The organism is Pediococcus sp. (assembly GCF_003533255.1).
Classification (GTDB): Bacteria; Bacillota; Bacilli; order Lactobacillales; family Lactobacillaceae; genus Pediococcus; species Pediococcus parvulus.
The window spans coordinates 200,459-218,545 of sequence record NZ_DOEM01000001.1 but is presented as its reverse complement, the minus strand read 5'-3'; the positions used below and the strand labels follow the sequence as shown (position 1 = coordinate 218,545).

Annotated in this window: 13 protein-coding genes and 1 tRNA gene; all 14 read left to right on the top strand. The window is 37.4% G+C overall.

What is annotated here, in order from left to right; genetic code table 11:
- Positions 1 to 154: 154 nt before the first annotated feature.
- Positions 155 to 2,035, top strand: coding sequence for an asparagine synthase (glutamine-hydrolyzing) (asnB, locus tag DD627_RS01055; protein WP_260274355.1), 1,881 nt, complete (start codon positions 155 to 157; stop codon positions 2,033 to 2,035).
- Positions 2,036 to 2,053: 18 nt separating this feature from the next.
- Positions 2,054 to 3,598 carry a UDP-N-acetylmuramoyl-L-alanyl-D-glutamate--2,6-diaminopimelate ligase gene (locus DD627_RS01050; protein WP_057783044.1) on the top strand — a complete coding sequence of 515 codons (1,545 nt, stop codon included), beginning with the start codon at positions 2,054 to 2,056 and terminating at the stop codon, positions 3,596 to 3,598.
- The gene (locus DD627_RS01045; protein ID WP_068805198.1) at positions 3,598 to 4,854 is read left to right on the top strand and encodes a carboxylate--amine ligase; all 1,257 of its coding nucleotides are present in this window, start codon (positions 3,598 to 3,600) and stop codon (positions 4,852 to 4,854) included. Before DD627_RS01050 ends, DD627_RS01045 begins: the two co-directional genes overlap by 1 nt.
- A gap of 5 nt (positions 4,855 to 4,859) precedes the next feature.
- Positions 4,860 to 5,570, top strand: coding sequence for an aspartate/glutamate racemase family protein (locus tag DD627_RS01040; protein ID WP_057783049.1), 711 nt, complete (start codon positions 4,860 to 4,862; stop codon positions 5,568 to 5,570).
- An 88-nt stretch (positions 5,571 to 5,658) separates the two neighbouring features.
- Positions 5,659 to 5,729 (top strand) — tRNA-Gly (locus tag DD627_RS01035).
- 220 nt (positions 5,730 to 5,949) lie between these two features.
- On the top strand, positions 5,950 to 7,638 hold the full coding sequence (gene argS, locus DD627_RS01030) for an arginine--tRNA ligase (RefSeq protein WP_057783051.1): 1,689 nt from the start codon (positions 5,950 to 5,952) through the stop codon (positions 7,636 to 7,638).
- Between the two features lie 249 nt (positions 7,639 to 7,887).
- Positions 7,888 to 9,009, top strand: coding sequence for an aminotransferase (locus tag DD627_RS01025; protein WP_057783053.1), 1,122 nt, complete (start codon positions 7,888 to 7,890; stop codon positions 9,007 to 9,009).
- Between the two features lie 96 nt (positions 9,010 to 9,105).
- Entirely contained in the window at positions 9,106 to 9,798 is a 693-nt protein-coding gene (locus tag DD627_RS01020) for a Crp/Fnr family transcriptional regulator (protein WP_057783055.1), read from the top strand.
- Between the two features lie 63 nt (positions 9,799 to 9,861).
- Positions 9,862 to 10,323 (top strand): arginine repressor, encoded by a 462-nt coding sequence (locus DD627_RS01015; RefSeq protein ID WP_057783057.1) that lies wholly within the window; start codon positions 9,862 to 9,864, stop codon positions 10,321 to 10,323.
- 199 nt (positions 10,324 to 10,522) lie between these two features.
- Positions 10,523 to 12,676 (top strand): PBP1A family penicillin-binding protein, encoded by a 2,154-nt coding sequence (locus tag DD627_RS01010; RefSeq protein WP_260274357.1) that lies wholly within the window; start codon positions 10,523 to 10,525, stop codon positions 12,674 to 12,676.
- Between the two features lie 81 nt (positions 12,677 to 12,757).
- Positions 12,758 to 13,102 (top strand): YlbF/YmcA family competence regulator, encoded by a 345-nt coding sequence (locus tag DD627_RS01005; protein ID WP_057783061.1) that lies wholly within the window; start codon positions 12,758 to 12,760, stop codon positions 13,100 to 13,102.
- A gap of 98 nt (positions 13,103 to 13,200) precedes the next feature.
- Positions 13,201 to 14,430, top strand: a complete 1,230-nt coding sequence (locus DD627_RS01000; protein WP_068805211.1) for a metallophosphoesterase family protein — start codon at positions 13,201 to 13,203, stop codon at positions 14,428 to 14,430.
- Positions 14,411 to 17,053, top strand: coding sequence for an ATP-binding protein (locus tag DD627_RS00995; RefSeq protein WP_068805214.1), 2,643 nt, complete (start codon positions 14,411 to 14,413; stop codon positions 17,051 to 17,053). Before DD627_RS01000 ends, DD627_RS00995 begins: the two co-directional genes overlap by 20 nt.
- A gap of 19 nt (positions 17,054 to 17,072) precedes the next feature.
- Positions 17,073 to 18,032 (top strand): 3'-5' exoribonuclease YhaM family protein, encoded by a 960-nt coding sequence (locus tag DD627_RS00990; protein WP_057783067.1) that lies wholly within the window; start codon positions 17,073 to 17,075, stop codon positions 18,030 to 18,032.
- The last annotated feature ends 55 nt before the right edge of the window (positions 18,033 to 18,087 follow it).

The following is an 18,087-nucleotide window of genomic DNA, read 5'->3' as shown; positions in this document are numbered from 1 at the left end:
CGGATGGCAATTATTGAGTTTTCACTGCTGGTAGTATTCTAGTGCTAAATTTGGTAAAATATTTTTGTTACGGTAATTTATTAATTGAGGATCAAGTCGTTAAATTATCAATCAAATAACTAATATAACTAAGAAAAAAAAGGGAGTCTATAAAATGTGTGGATTTGTGGGGTATCTCAACCAAACTGATGTCAATTCTGATGTCATTAAATCAATGGCGGACCGGATTAAACATCGTGGTCCAGATGATGAGGCTTATTTTCAAGACGAAGATGCTTCTTTAGGTTTTAGACGTCTCTCAATTATTGATTTGGCACATGGTAAACAACCAATGCTGAACTCAACGAAAACCAAAGTTTTAACTTTTAATGGTGAAATTTACAATTATAAAGAGATTCGTGAAGAATTAAAAAAATTAGGATATAATTTTCAAACTGATGTAGATTCCGAAGTGTTGATCCATGGCTATGATGCATGGGGGGCAGACCTTTTACAAAAGCTTCGCGGAATGTACGCTTTTGTGATTTATGATACGCAGAAAAAAGAAGTGTTTGGTGCGCGGGATCATTTTGGAATTAAACCGCTTTACTATTATGATGATGGTGAATCCTTCCTTTGGGGATCAGAAATCAAAGCCTTTTTGGAGCATCCAAAGTTCCACAAAGAATTCAATGAAAAATTGCTACCAATTCATTTAAGTTTTGAATTCATTCCTTCAAAAGAAACAATGTTCAAGAATGTGTACAAACTTTTACCTGGAACATATTTCTTGCACAAAGACGGCAAAACTGAAACCCATACGTACTTTAAATTTAATTATGATCATATTGACGAATCACAAACCATTGAAGGTGATGCCAAGAAGATCCGCGGAATTGTCAAGGATTCTGTGAAGGTTCATATGATTGCGGATGTGGAAGTTGGTAGTTTCTTATCAAGTGGGATCGATTCAAGCTATGTCTTGGCTGAAGCAGCTAAATTAAAGCCAATTCAGTCATTTTCACTTGGGTTTAATAATTCAAAGTACAGTGAATTAAGTTATTCGACTGAATTTGCAAAAGAAATTCATCAACAAAACACACCTTTAACGATGGATGGTGACGACTATTTTGATATTTTGCCAACCATTATGTATTACATGGATGAACCATTGTCCAATCCTTCAGCAATGCAGCTTTATTACTTGTCTAAAGGGACAAGGGAACATGTGAAGGTTGCCTTGTCAGGTGAGGGTGCCGACGAATTCTTTGGTGGGTATAACACTTATTTAGAAGCATTTCCATTTGAACGTTATCAAAAATGGGTACCTCAGTTTGTGCGTACAGGTCTTGCTAAACTGGTTCAAAATCTGCCAAGATTCCATGGCAAACGTTTCTTAGTTCGAGGTGCAGAGCCATTAAGTGAACGTTATTACCGAGTTAATTATGTTTTTGACAAACATGAACGGGATGAAATCTTACGTGATCCTAGTATAAATGTGGATTCTGGTGCTTACACCAAACATATTTTTGATGAGGTCAAGGGCAAAGATGAAATGACTCAAATGCAATATTTTGATATCAATACTTGGCTACCATTTGATATCTTGCATAAGGCAGATCGGATGAGTATGTGTAATTCCTTGGAAGTTCGCACACCATTAGTTGATAAAGAAGTGGCTAAGTTTGCGGCAACGATGCCAATTAAAACTCGAATTCATAAAGAAGAGACAAAGATTTCTTTGCGAACGGCTGCTGAAAGTGAACTTCCAGAACGAGTAGCGAAGAAAGAGAAGATGGGTTTCCCATCCCCAATTGCGAGTTGGATTAAAGAAGACAAGTATCGTAAACGGATTGAAACAGCCTTTAACTCTGATGTTGCCAAACGTTTTTTCAAACCAGAGGCTTTAATGCATATTCTGCATGAACATATTAATGGCAAATCAAGTATGCAAAAGATTTTTACAATTTACACCTTTATTTTGTGGTATGAAGTTTATTTCCCAGAAAATACTACAGCCACAACAAGTAAGTTAGTTCGTCGCACACAAGTTTAATATTTGGAGATGGAAAATATGGCACTCGAGATTGCCGAAATTACCATGATTTTAAAAGAACATCATTTACTGAAACAAATAGTAAATAATGTTAAAGGCGATCATCAAAAAATAACGGGGGTTAAATATGACTCTCGTCATGCAGTTGCCAATGACCTTTTCTTTTGTAAGGGTAATTTTAAACCAGATTATCTAAAAGTCGCACAGGATAAAGGCGCGACGGTTTACATTGCAGAACAGCAATTTGAAGAAGTTCCAATGATGTGTGGCATTATTGTAACCGACGTGACCAAAGCGATGGCGTTAATAGGGGCAGCTTTTTATGATTATCCGCAAAATGATTTGTTTATCATTGCTTTCACAGGCACAAAAGGTAAAACAACTTCGGCTTATTTTACGCACCATATTTTAAAAACCATTTCGGAAAATAAAGCTGCCTTATTTTCAACCATTGATCGTATAACGGGACCTAAACCAGAACAAGAATTTAAATCTGATTTAACAACGCCTGAATCGTTAAATTTATTTCACGATATGCGAGAAGCTGTCAATAATGGCATGCATTCGCTTGTTATGGAAGTTTCCTCACAGGCTTATTTACGAAATCGGGTATATGGTCTACATTATGACGTAGGAGTATTCCTGAATATTACGCCTGACCATATTGGCCGTAATGAACATCCGACATTTGAAAATTATTTGCATTGTAAAATGCAATTGATGGTTAATTCGGATGTTTGTGTGATTAATGCACAAACTGCTCATCTTGAAGAAATTTATCAGGCTGCTCGTGCAACGACAGATCCAGAAAAAATTTATTTATTTAAGCAGGCAAATGCTAAAATTAATCGCGCAGTTCCTATTGATGTTGTTTTTTATAATGATCGTGATGATTTGCGATTGACCGAGATTGAAGTCAAAGCAGTAAGTCCAAGAGCAAAAGCTTTAAAGATTGATGGTCGTTATGATTTGAGTATGCCTGGTGACTATAATCAAAGCAACGCCACAAGTGCCTTGATTGCTGCCGGATTAGCTGGTGCGACTTATGATCAAACGCACAACTTGTTAACAAAGATGAAAGTCCCGGGCCGAATGGAATCCGTGGTTTCGAAAAATCATGGGGTCATCTATGTTGATTATGCCCATAATTATGCCAGCATGAATGCCCTTTTGAGCTTTTTAAAAAGTCAGTATCCAAAAGGACGTATGATTGTGGTTGTGGGTAGTCCAGGAGACAAGGGAATTTCTCGGCGAAAGGGCTTTGGCGAGGCGCTCACTGCTCATGCAGATGTTGCAATTTTAACGACGGACGATCCAGGGTTTGAAGAGCCAAGTGCAATCATTGATGTGATTGACAGCTACATTGATCATACAAAAGTGCAGGTTGAAAAAGTTATTGATCGTTATTCTGCAATTAAACGGGCAATTTCAATTAGTCGTCCAGAGGATGTTGTTGTCTTAGCAGCTAAAGGAGAGGACCCATATCAAAAAGTCAGAGGAGTTGATACTCCTTGGCCAACAGATATGAAAGTTGCAAAAGAAGTTTTGAAAGGATTGGCGTAATGGAAAACTCAAAAAATGATTATATACCAGTGCTATTAGGTAGTGATTTTAATGCATATGGAATGGCGCGTTCATTTTATAAAATGACTGGCAAAAAGGTCAAAGCATTTGCAGAAAAAGAATTAGCCCCAACCCGATTCACAAAAATCGTGGATTTGGAGTTGATTCCTGGTTTTTCAGAGGATCCCGTTTTCTTTGAAACGATGAAGAAGATTGCCAAGCGTTATGAAAATCGTTCTGAAAAGGTGATTTTGCTTGGAATGGGTGATGGATATGCCGAATTAATTTCAAAACACAAAGAAGAACTTTCTAAAACCTTCATTTGCCCATATGTTGATTATGATTTGCTACGTCAATTAAACAACAAAGAACGTTTTTATAAAATTTGTGATGAGTTTGATTTACCATATCCTAAGACTAGAATCATTACTAAAGATGAATATGAAAGTTCTGAAGAAATTGAAGAACCATTTGGTTATCCAGTCGCTTTAAAACCTGCCAACAGTGTGGAATGGCTTGATATTCATTTTGAGGGTCGAAAAAAGGCCTTTCGTATTCAATCACGTGCGGAGTTTGATGAAATTGTTGGGAAGATTTACGACAATGGCTATACTTCCGATTTGATTTTACAGGATTTTGTCCCTGGTGATGACAGTAACATGCGTGTCTTGAATGCCTATGTGGATCAGTATCATCACGTTAAAATGATGTGTTTGGGTCATCCTCTATTAGAAGATGTTGCACCATCTGCTATCGGCAATTATGTGGCAATTTTACCTGAATACAATTCGACGATTTATAAGACGATCCAAGATTTCTTAGAAAAGATCAATTTTACCGGTTATGCTAATTTTGATTTGAAGTATGATTCTCGTGATAAGACCTATAAACTATTTGAAATTAACTTACGCCAAGGACGAAGCAGTTTCTTTGTGACGTTGAATGGTTATAATCTTGCTCAGTGGGTTGTGCAAGATTATGTGAGCGAAGATTTGAAGAATAAGCCGACTGTCTATGCTAACCGATCTGAGGATACCCATCAGTTATGGTTAGGCGTGCCAATTCGGGTGTTCAAAAAATATGCCCGTGATAACCGAGATAAATTAACCGCCTTACAACTTATCAAGCAAAAACGATATGGGATGACAGCTTTTGATAAAAAAGATATGAATCCTAAGCGATTTGCGTTATTGACTTGGATGAATCACAACTATGCTAAAAATTTTGATCGTTATTTTGAAGAAAACAAGGGATGAGTTAAATGAAAGATTTCTTTACAATTATTGGTGGTATGGGGACACCGGCAACGGAAAGTTATTTGCGGTTGTTAAACAAACGAACACCCGCTCATCAAGACCAAGATTACTTTAATTATATTTTAGTAAACCATGCCACAGTTCCAGATCGTTCCACATATCTGATGGACCATTCTCAACCAAGTCCATTACCTGATCTGTTGGCGGATATTAAGGAACAAAGTCAATTAAAACCTAGTTTTTTTGTGATTGCCTGCAATACTGCTCATTACTTTTATGATGATTTACAAGCGGCAACACCTGTACCAATTGTGCATATGCCACGAGAAACTGTAAGTTACATCAAAAAGAATTATCCAGATGCTAAGCGAATTGGGGTTATTGGAACAAAAGGAACCACGACTGATGGCATTTATGATCGGGAACTAATTCAACAGAATTTAGAAGTTGTGAAACCAACTGATCAAATTCAAAAGCTAACGACTGAATTAATTTTTGATGATATTAAAAACCAAAATCAGGTTGATGGTGAGCTTTTCCATGAAATTGTGAAACGAATGGTTCAAGAGCAAGGTGCTGAGGTTGTTATTCTAGGTTGTACGGAATTATCTTACGCGCAAGAACTGGCTCCTGAACTGAAATTTCCAGTTGCTGATTCTCAATCAATCTTGGTTGATAAGTCAATTGAATTAGCAACAAAGTTAAGAGCAAAATAATTATGATAGAGTAGGTTAGTAAGTGACTAGTTAGATGAAAACATTCATGACAAAAATTGGTCAATATGCTATACTTACTTTTGTGTTTGCGGGCATAGTTTAGTGGTAAAATTCAAGCTTCCCAAGCTTGCGTCGCGGGTCCGATTCCCGTTGCCCGCTTTTCCGTAAGAGAGTAGTACCTAATTCATTTTCTTTTAGCGAGTTCGGAATGGTGGAAGCCGAATAGAAAAAGTTAGTGAACGTGCTTTTATGTTTATAATTTAAGAAATTGAGTGGATTTTAAAATCAATTAGAGTGGTACCGCGGGTTTTCTCGTCTCTTACAAAGTTTATTTGTAAGAGACTTTTTTAATTTGAATTTATAAATGGAGGAACTAAAGATGAATTACAAGAAACAAGTGGCACAAAGTATTGTAGATGCCTTAGATAATCAGTTAGATGAGCAGGTAGTTTACGAAAAGATTGAAGTACCAAAGGCGACAAATCTTGGAGATTATGCTTTTCCAACGTTTGTGTTGGCTAAGACTTTGCACAAGGCCCCACAAATGATCGCAAAGGATTTAGTGGAACAAATCAATAAATCTGGTTATGAAAAAGTTGAAGCACAAGGACCTTATGTGAACTTCTTCTTAGATAAAGGTACGTTCAGTAATGAAGTTTTACAAACCGTTTTAACGCAAAATAGCCACTATGGGGATGCCACAATCGGTAATAACGGTAAAGTGCCAATCGATATGTCTTCGCCTAACATTGCTAAACCAATTTCAATGGGTCATTTGCGATCAACTGTAATTGGTAATTCTTTGGCCAATTTGCTATCCAAAACGGGTTACCAACCCGTTAAAATTAATCATTTAGGCGATTGGGGGACCCAATTTGGTAAGCTTATTGAAGCCTACAAACTCTGGGGAAGTGAAGAAGAAGTTAAAGCTGATCCAATCAATAAATTACTTGAATATTACGTGCGTTTTCATAAAGAAGACCAGGAACACCCTGAACTAGATGATGAAGCGCGCAAATGGTTTAAAAAGCTTGAGGATGGCGACAAAGAAGCCACTGAACTTTGGCAATGGTTCCGTTCTGTTTCATTGAAATCATTTAAACGGATCTACGATAAGTTAGGAATTACGTTTGATTCCTATAAGGGTGAAGCTTTTTATAATGATAAAATGGATGAAGTTGTTCAACTCTTAGAGGATAAGAACCTCTTAAAAGAAAGTCAAGGAGCAGAAATTGTTGACCTTGATAAATATAATTTGAATCCGGCGCTAATTAAGAAGACAGATGGCGCAACTCTGTATATTACCCGTGATTTGGCAGCTGCTATTTATCGAAAACGGACTTATGACTTTGTACAATCTTTATATGTCGTTGGTGCAGAGCAGATTAATCACTTTAAACAGTTGAAAGCTGTTTTAAAAGAAATGGGCTTTGATTGGTCAGATAATATCCACCACATTCCGTTTGGTTTAATCACGTTGAATGGTAAGAAGCTGTCAACTCGTTCTGGTCGAGTTGTCTTACTAGATAAAGTTTTAGATGATGCCATCGATTTAGCTAAACAACAAATTCAATCTAAGAACCCTGATTTGAAGGATGCTGATAAGGTCGCGCATGAAGTTGGGGTAGGAGCTGTCATCTTCCATGATTTGAAAAATGAGCGTATGAACTCGTTTGATTTTGATTTGAGCGAAGTTGTTCGTTTTGAAGGCGAAACTGGTCCTTATGTGCAATACACAAGAGCACGTGCGGAAAGTATTTTAAGAAAGTCGGATCATAAAGTGAAAATTACCGACTTGAACTTAGCAGATCCTAATGCTTGGGAAACATTGAAGTTCTTGCAAGCATTTCCAGAGACTATTTTACGGGCAGTAAAGGAATATGAACCTTCAGTTATTGCTAAATATGCGCTACATTTAGCTAAATCTTTCAACCAATACTATGCCAATTCAAAAGTGTTAGTTGAAGACGACGATTTAAATGCGCGCCTTGCACTTGTTCAAAGTGTCAGTGTTGTGCTAGAAATTGCTTTGAGCCTTTTGGGTGTCCAAGCACCATCAGAAATGTAATTTACAAAAAATCGTAAGTTAGGTAAAAGTGAGGATATTGATCATGTTTTACCTAATGAAATTCATAAAAAAGAAGAGGTTGGGGAAAAAGTTTCCTCAACCTCTTAAATATAGGCCAAAATAGCCGAAAATGAGAAGAATTTCTCATTTCAAAAGTAGGGAATCTCGAAGCATGCAAAATTAAGACCTGATACAATAGATATGTTGAGGTATTAATTGAGTCGAATTATATTTGAGGAGGAAACAAAGATGGAAATCAAAGGCTTTGGTGTCGAAGAATGGCTAAACAAAAATGAAAAAGCGGCTCAATTTGATATCTCGCAGAGCACAATTAGTTCACTAACTTTGGGGGAATTACTTAGTTTTGATAGCCAGGATCCGACAGCGACATTTACTAAATATTTAAACACTAAATTAAATTATGGTTGGATCGAAGGATCACCAGAATTTAAAAAATTAGTTGCGCAACTATACGACCAGGTTGATAGTCAAAATATTTTACAGACAAATGGTGCTACCGGTGGAAACTTTTTGGCACTCTTCAGTTTATTGAATCCCGGAGATCACATCATTTCCTTATATCCCAGTTACCAGCAACTGTATGACTTGCCCAAGTCTTTGGGCGTGAAAGTTGATGAGTGGGATTTAAAAGAGAGTTTAAATTGGCAACCTGATTTGGCTCAATTACGACAGCTTATTTCGCCAAAAACCAAGATGATTTGTTTAAATAATGCTCAAAATCCAACTGGCAGCCTCCTCAATAAGGCGTTGTTGGAGCAGGTCGTTTTGTTGGCTAGAAAAGTTGGCGCTTATGTCTTAGCTGATGAAGTCTATCAGCCGGTGGATAAAATTGATGAATTTCCAGATATCGCTGATTTATATGAAAAGGGAATTTCTGTAAATAGCCTTTCAAAAACGTATTCTGTTCCTGGATTACGAATTGGTTGGATTGCAACTCAGTCTAAAGAACTTGCCGACATATTTAGAAAATATCGGGATTATACAATGATTTCAGGCGGTGTGGTTAATGATACATTGGCTTGTATGACATTGCGAAACCGAAAGGCCATTTTACAGCGTAACGGAAAATTAGTACAAAGAAATCATAAAATTTTAGAGCAGTGGGTCAAGAATCAACCCAAAGTAGAAATAATTATGCCAGAACAAGTTTCAACAGCCTGTGTCAAACTAAATATTCAAATGCATGATGAAGAATTCTGCGAAGAGTTGTTGCAAAAGACTGGCGTATTAATTGTTCCTGGATCTAGATTCGATATGCCAGGGCATGCTCGTATTGGCTACTGTACAGATACAGAAACGTTAAAGATTGGATTGAAAAAATTAGGTGATTTCTTAAATCAGTGTGAGTAAAAATCACGTCAAACTATTTTAAGAATAATTCTTGGCTTTTATATCTGTTTCTGGGATAATAGATACATTATATTTTTTTGAAAAGAGGCTAACTATATGATTAACCCCAAGCAACAAAGAATTTTTGAGCGTCATCTAGCACATGTCCCAGGAAGTCATATTCTTAAAGCTTCCGAATATAAAAAGGTGGTAAGTTGTCTGCATTATAAGAAGATTGCCAAGGGTCAGAATTTGGTTGATCAGCACGATGATCGAAATTACACGTTTATATTAAAAAAGGGTTTTTTAAAAATCAGATCATTCGATGCCAAAGAGGACGCGTCCTACGTGAGCTTTCTCAGTCCCAATATGCTGTTTCCGTTACGGGGGATGTTTGTTGACAGTCGTTATTGTTATACAGTTACAGCGTTGACTAACGCAGAAGTCATTTTTATCCCAACAAAAACGTTTGAGGGCTTGCTGAAAAGTAATCACAAATTTTCATTAATGATTATTAAAAAGATGCAAGAGGTCGTTTCAGAAGAGGAGATTTTTATTCAGAGGGCGTTGACTCCATCTGCAACAAAAAGAGTGGAGCAGGTATTAAAGTACTTGAATAATCATCATGGTATAGAATTGGAAGGCGGCAGACAAATCCCGTTTCCGTTAACAATTAAAGAAATTGCCACAATTGCGGGCACTACCCGGGAAACAGCTGGCCAAGTTATTCACGAATTAGTTGATGAAACTGAGCTGGAGTATTCACGTAAATATCTTTTCTTTCCAGAAATCTATACCGAAGAAGCCTAGACTGTTATGTGTTTTTGAATTTTGGTATACTTGAGAAAGTTAATACGGAAGTGAAGTGCAGTTATGAAAAAAAGTGAACGTCAAAAGATCATTAAAGACCTTATTGCAAATCAACTAGTTGCGAAGCAAGATGATTTGATGACCTTGTTGAAAACTCATCAAGTTGTGGCAACGCAGGCTACTATTTCTCGTGATATGCGCGAAATGCATATTGTAAAGGGAACCGATCATGAAGGTCATCAAAGGTATATGATTTTTGAAACCAATGATGAAGATCCAGCAGAAGCTCTTTTTAAAACCTTTAAGCAAACGGCACAACAAATTGATCAAATTCAGTTTGTTAATATTATTAAAACAACACCAAATGATGGTAATCGATTGGCAGCTGTTTTTGATGATACACAGATGCCAGAAATCGTTGGAACTTTAGCGGGATTTGATACGATTGTGGTTTTTAGTCCCGATGAAGCATTAGCAACTCAATTACATCAAAAGTTAGCTCATTATTTATCTGCTGAAGGCTAATAAGAATACAGAGTAAAACCAGAAGCTTTGACGACGGCTCAATTATCGTTAAAATCTAGTTTTGCTCTGTTTTTGTGGTTTCAAAAAGAAAAATTTTTCGGCCGCTTTTTAAGGGTCTTTTAAAATTCGATGAGGATTTAAAAGGGGTTCTTAAACTGTGATACAATACAGCTAACATTCTATTTAAACGGAGACTTTTATGAAAACTAATAATTTCCTTTCTTCGGTTTTAACGGTAATTAAACGAATTGGTCATTTTTTAGCGCCATATTGGCGTCAATTTAGAGTCCTTTTTGGTCGTTACTGGCGAAGATTTCAATTAACGCGATGGTTGATTATTTTGTTCTTAAGCTTTTTTTTGGTGATGAGTGGTTATCTGACTTACCGGGCCAAAACGGCTAATGTTGCTGACCTAAAGACAGAATTAGAAAAACCAACGGTCGTATATGATGCAAAAAATAAAAAAGCCGGCTCCTTGTATTCTCAAAAGGGAACTTGGGTCAGCTTAAGCAAGATGTCAATCAATGTGCAAAATGCAGTAATATCAACTGAAGATAGAGGCTTTTATAAAGAGTATGGTTTCTCTGTTAAAGGAATTGGTAGGGCGGCATTGTTGTATGCAGTGAATAAAGTATTAAGGCGGAATTATATAAGTGGTGGTGGTAGTACGTTAACTCAACAGCTGGTTAAAAACGCTCTATTATCACAACAACAGACCTTTACGCGCAAGGCAAAAGAACTGTTTTTGTCGATTGAAGTCGAAAATGTATACACTAAATCAGAAATTTTAGAAATGTACTTGAATAATGCTTACTTTGGGAACGGTGTCTGGGGTGTTCAAGATGCTTCTAAACGCTATTTTGGGGTTTCTGCAAGTCAATTAACAGTCCCCCAAGCAGCTGTTTTAGCGGGGATATTGAAGTCACCTAGTGCATATAATCCGGCCGATCACCCCGCGGCTTCAAAACAACGACGGAATGTCGTTTTTAGCTTGATGGCCGAAAATAAAAAAATAACGACTTCTCAAGCAAAAACGTATGAAAGAACGGCTTTAACAACCGCTAATACTTTTTCAGATACCAGTGGCTATAAGTATCCGTATTACTTTGATGCCGTAATCAACGAGGCAATTAGTCGCTATGGTTTGACTGAATCTGATATCATGAATCGTGGCTACAAAATTTACACGTACTTGAATCAGAGCGATCAAACAAGTATGCAGGAAAAATTCAAGAATTCTAGTTATTTTCCTGCGAATGCATCAGATGGGACAAAAGTACAAGCGGCTTCAATTGCGATCAACCCTAAAACGGGGGGAGTGGCCGCTGTAGTCGGCGGACGTGGCAAGCACGTTTTCAGGGGCTTTAATCGTGCAACCCAGATGAAACGTCAACCTGGATCAACATTGAAGCCGATTGCCATTTATGCACCAGCATTGTCTAGCGGATATTCCTACGATTCTACTTTGACGGACAAGTTACAATCCTACGGGACAAACAAGTATCGCCCAGAAAATTATAACAATGAGTATGTGGGTTCGTTGCCAATGTATAAGGCGTTGGCGGAGAGTCGTAATGCCCCAGCAGTCTGGTTACTTAATAAGATTGGTGTGGCTAAAGGGTATGCGTCTGTTCAAAAATTTGGTTTGAATATTGATAAAAGTGATAAGAACTTGGCATTAGCTCTGGGTGGATTAACGACAGGTATTTCGCCTTACCAGTTGGCAAGTGCTTACACGGCTTTTGCGAATAATGGTGAACTGGCGCAAACCGGTTTTATTCGAAAGATTGTGGATTCTTCTGGAAAGACTATTGTGAATAATACGACACAAACCAAACGTGTGATTTCCAAAAAAGTGGCTAAAGAAATGACAAGTATGATGATAGGTGTTTATAGTGATTCATATGGGACTGGCGTGAATGCGAAACCTGCTGGGTACACAATTGCCGGTAAGACCGGTAGTACTGAGGTAGATGGTGCCTCAACTAGCGACGCAACCACTGATGAATGGATGATTGGCTATACGCCAGATATGGTGGTAGCCACATGGGAAGGCTTTGACGATACCACCAAAACGAACCATTTGGAAAACCTAAGTGGAGTTGGTTTAAGCTCCTTGTTTAAGGCGGAGATGGAAGGCATTTTACCAAATACTGCTGGCACGAGTTTCAATACCACCAATGCGTCTACTTTAGCTACCGCGGAAAGTTCCAGTTCAGGTTCTAGTATTTGGGACAGTATTCAAAATGGTACTTCTAGCGCAGAAAAAAGCTTTTCAAAAGGAACAGAATCCTTTAAGCAAAAGGCAAGTGAATGGGTTGATAAAGCCAAGAATTTTCTTGGTGGTAATTAAACTTTATTGAATGCGCGTATCAAACCGGCTTTGGTATGATACAATATCAGTATAAAAGCGTAAACATCTAGGAGGAAGACAATGGCTGTTAATATTTACGATACTGCAAACAAAATGGAAGAAGAAATTCGCCAAACAACTGAGTATACGAGTTTGAGTGCAGCATATGCAGAAATGAAGAAAGATCCTAAGGCATATGAACTTTTTAAAGATTTTCAAGAAGTTCAAGTTAATTTGCAGCAAAAACAGATGAATGGTGAAGATCTAACTGACGATGAGATGAAGCATGCACGCGAAGTTGCGAGTCAAGTTGGCAACGTGGATGTCATTAAGGCGTTGATGGACAAAGAACGCAATTTGAACCAACTTTTAAATGATATCAATCAAATTATTACTAAACCGATACAAGAATTGTATCAAAATTAAGATGAATAACGCTTCAAAAAGCGTATTTTAAATACAAACAGGGTTAGTGCAAATGATGATTTGTTCTGGCCCTTTTTTATGAATCAAGGAGTTAAACTATGAAATTTATTCATTCAGCAGATATTCATTTGGATAGTCCGTTTAAAGGATTACGAAAAGCACCAGATCAAGTGTGGCAGCTTATTCATGATTCTACGTATCGGGCGTTTTCTAATTTAGTCACGACGGCCATTAAGGAAAATGTGGATTTTGTCTTAATTGTAGGAGACTTATTTGACCAAGTTCAACACAGCATTAGGGCGGATTTGTTTGTTAACGAACAATTCGAACGCTTAAATCAAAAACAAATTCCGGTCTATTTGAGTTATGGTAATCATGATTATTTAAATGACAATACGGAAATTATTAATTATCCGAAAAATGTGCATGTCTTTTCAAGTAATCCTCAAAAAGAGCAGTTGACGCTAAAGGATGGGACGACCGTTTCTATCATTGGCTTTAGCTATGATAAACAGGCTGTGAAAGAAGATATTGTGGCCGAATTTCCAGCACGTGATCAAGCTGATTTCGAAATTGGTACGGTTCACGGTAGTTTGGATTCTTTAAATGCACCAGAAGCGAACTACGCTCCCTTTTCCAAAACCGAATTATTAAACTTACACTATGATTATTGGGCGCTTGGCCATATTCACAAACGTCAGGTTCTAAATGAAGATCCGGCCATTATTTATTCTGGTAATTTACAAGGACGGCATAAAAATGAACCAGGAACGAAGGGCTTTTATTTGGTTTCAAGTGAGGGGGAAAAACTCATTCCGAAATTTAAGGAAGCCTCAGTGATTAATTGGCAAAAACTCACGATTGAGGTGACGGCGGCCGACACGTTTGATGAGATTGTGAAAACAATTTTACATCACATCGAAATTCTGCTTGATAAGCAACCTAACTTTATTGATGTCAAAATAAAAAATGTCCAGACCTTATCTGGAGCGGTTTTAACAAGAATTAAAGATGGTAGTTTATTAGAAGTTGTTCAGCAAAAGCTTCTTAAAAATAGCCAATCTTGGGTTTATGAAATTACACCAGTACCAGCTCAAGAACTATCCAATTTGAGTGCTTTGGATAGTGGGTTTTGGGAGCAAAGTCGCAAAAAGATTTTTACTGAAGAAAACGTGACTCAAATTGCGGGGAAATTACTGAATTATTCATTTATTACTGAAGCCCTAAATGAAAAGTCTCAAGATACACAACTCCAGGATTTAGCGGAAACTTTACTACTTGAAAATGGTGGTCGTGAGGAGCAAAACGATGAAGATACTAAAGATTAATGTTTATGGGTTTGGCAAATGGCAAGACCAACAGTTTGATTTAACGAATGGCTTAACTGTGTTTTCAGGTCCCAACGAGGCCGGAAAATCTACCTTACGCCAGTTTATTTTAAGTGTTTTGTTTGGCTTTCGCACCAAAAGAGGAGCTGACCGTTATTTGAGGTATGAACCCAAAAATGGGTCCAAATACGGCGGTGAGCTATTAATTGAGAACCATGATGAGCAGTACTTGTTGACCCGTGTAAAGGGAAAAAGTGGCGGCAAGCTAACCATAACAAATGTGGCAACACAAGAAGTTTTGGCAAATGATGAGTTGAGCAATTTGTTGGGTTCGGTTGATGAAACACTTTTCAATGAGATGTTTAGTTTTAGTCAAAGCGAATTAGCCGAGGTGCGCCAATTAGATCGGGATGAATTTCGTAAACGAGTTTTAAAAATTGGGGCAGTTGGCAGCGATGAATGGATTGGCCTCCAGAGTTCCTTTGAAAAGAGTGCCGATAAAATTTATGCTCCTAAAGGACGAGTGCGGCCATTAAATAAGTTACTCAAAGAATATGATTCACTTAGTCAGTCGGTTCAAAAAGCGGCAAATGAAACTGAATTGTATAAACAATACGCGACTGATATGAATTTGAACCAAACTAAGTTGTCGCAATTGCAGGTAAAAATTGAAACTAGCAAAGCCCAACTAGATAAGCTAAAACATGATTTGTCTGGCTGGGATGCTTATCAAAAATATCTTGAGCTTGCGCCTAAACTAAACAGCCATTTTGTGGAAATATCTTCCGATTTAATGCAGGCTGTTGAACATAATCACCAGCAGATTAGTGAAGCAGCACAAACACTTCAAACTCTGCAAGAAAAAATTTCCGACCTAAAACAAAAGGAACAACAAAATCCGCGAATCTTATTTTATAGTAGCCATGAACAAGAATTTGAGAACATTCGTCAGGATTTAAATAAGATTGAAAATGTTGTGATTCAAGATGAGCAGTTGGGAAAAAAGCAGGTTGAAATTGATGCGGAACAAAATCAAATTCGGCGTCAACTGGGGATTCAAGAAACAGTTCCGGAGCCTTTTAGTGAAGAGGAGTTTGATCAGCTTCAACGTGATTTAAAGCAAAAAAGTGAGCGAACTCGCGAAAAGCAAAATCTGCAAAACCAAGTTGTTGAATTACAAGACAAGCTGCTTAAAACGTCCAATCCTAACTCAAATAACTCAAAAGACAAGCTAAAAATGAGCTTTTCAGTAATTGGTTTTATAATTATCATTTTGCCTTGGGCGCTTAGTTTGTCAATGGGTGTCAAAATAGGTTTATTAGTGTTAGGATTACTCATCATTCTAGGTGGATGGTTGATCAATCCAAATGAGAACAAGACAGATCATGCTGAAGACGATTTACAAACTCAAGTGACAAGTTTGCAAAAACAGCTACAAGAAATCACAGAGCAAAGCAAGGACGTGAACGAGCGGATTCAAAAATTTGGTGTGGCTAAAGGGATCTCGCAGACTGATCCACAAACCTGGTTGGCAATGCAAAATGATTTAAAACGATTTGAGAGATTATCTGAAGATCAGCGAGCTAATCAAAGTCAGCAACATAACAATCAAGAAATCATTGCGGTGTTTAATGAAAGAACGAAAATATTGGCCGATTGGGTAGTTTTAACAGGATCAATTAATCAGCAATTAAAGAACCTAGCAGACTATTTCAAAAAAATTGAACAAGAACAAAAGATTACTCACCAAAATAAACAAGATCTAAAATATTATCAGGATCGTTTTAATCAAGTTGAACTGGAAAGTAAAAAAGCTAAGCAAGCTGAATCAGAATATCTCCAGAAACTTTCTTTGAAAAATTGGGAAAGTTTTGAGACTGCTAAGAAAGCCCAGTTTGATCAAGAGGCTATGATAGGACAAGTTGCCCAGCTTAAACAGCAATTAGGGGAAAGTACTTTAACAGACTTGCAACACTTTTCTGATCAGGAAGAAATTCAATCCCAATTGCACAGGCAAGAAAATAATTTGACCCAGTTGCGTGATGAACAGGAAAAATTAGTTGAACAAAAGACAGTTTTGAACACACAAATGCAACAATTAGCAAATGATGAAACCTACGCTAATTTGCAACAACAACAGGCTAACTTAGAGGCTGAGATCTTGGCCCAAACACGTGATTGGTTGACCGAAAAATTAGCAGCTCAATGGATTGATGAAACTTTATCAGTAGCTAGTCAAGGCCGATTACCAAAGATTATGAACTATGCTGAACAATATTTTTCTTTGTTAACCAATAAACGGTACAATAAGATTAGTTTCGATGACGAGACAATTGTTGTATTTGATTCCGATCACCAAAGCTCCGAAGTGGGGGAACTTTCTCAAGGAACCGCCGAACAGTTGTATGTTTCAATTCGGTTGGCGTTTGTAAAAGTGATGGCTGATTTAGTCAGTTTGCCAATTATTATCGATGATGGTTTTGTCAACTTTGACTCAAACCGGAAGCAAAATGTGATGGCGCTACTTAATCAGATTAGTGAAGAACATCAAGTTATTTATTTTACAGCTGATGATCAAATTGATGATTTAGATACAAAGGCTCAAGTAATTCGGCTTAAATAAGCATAAGGAGCGGTTAATAATGGATAGTAAAAAACTTTTTGACTTTGCAGTTGATGATACCTTAAACATTTTTGTTTTGATTAAGAGTGCTGAGGTACGTGTGGCCAAAAATGGTAAAGATTTTCTCGCAATGGTTTTTGAAGACCGATCCGGCGATATTGGTGGTAAATTTTGGGATGCTAGTTCCCAAGATATTAAGAACTTTGAAGCTGGAAAAGTTATTTTTTTAAATGGTAAACGAGAAAACTACAAGGGAACACCGCAAATTAAGATTTTGGGTATGAGACTGGCAACAGAAACAGAACCTAGTAACCCCAGTTTGTATACAAAAAAAGCACCAATGACGGTTGCTGATATGAAAGAAGAGGTCAGCAAACTTCTCTTTGACATCACTAACCCAAATTGGAATAGAGTCGTCCGCTTTTTACTCCAGAAGTATGATGAACAATTTTATACGTATCCGGCCGCAAAAACAAATCACCATGCCTTTCAGGGTGGACTAGCATTTCATACAATATCTATTTTGCGACTTGCCAAAAGTGTCAGTGATCAATATCCTCAAGTGGATCGGTCGTTATTATACGCCGGAGCCATTTTACATGATTTAGGTAAAACAATTGAATTATCAGGGCCAGTTTCCACAACCTATACCGTTGAGGGAAATCTGTTAGGTCATATTGTTATCATGGACGGCGAAATTGTCAAAGCCTGCCAAGAACTGAAAATTAGTGATAGTAGTGAGGACATCTTACTGTTACGGCACATGATCGTTTCGCATCATGGGTTGAAAGAATATGGCTCACCAATTGAACCCTTATTATTAGAAGCGGTTGTCTTACATGCGTTAGATGATTTGGATGCGTCCATTCAGATGGTCACCGGGGCACTTAGCCATACTAAAGACGGCACTTTCTCAGAACGTATTTTTGGAATGGACGGACGTAACTTCTATAAACGAATTGGCCATCAATCAGAATAAGCGCAAAAAAAGATCAACCAAACTTCAAAACTTGAAGTTGGTTGATCTTTTTACT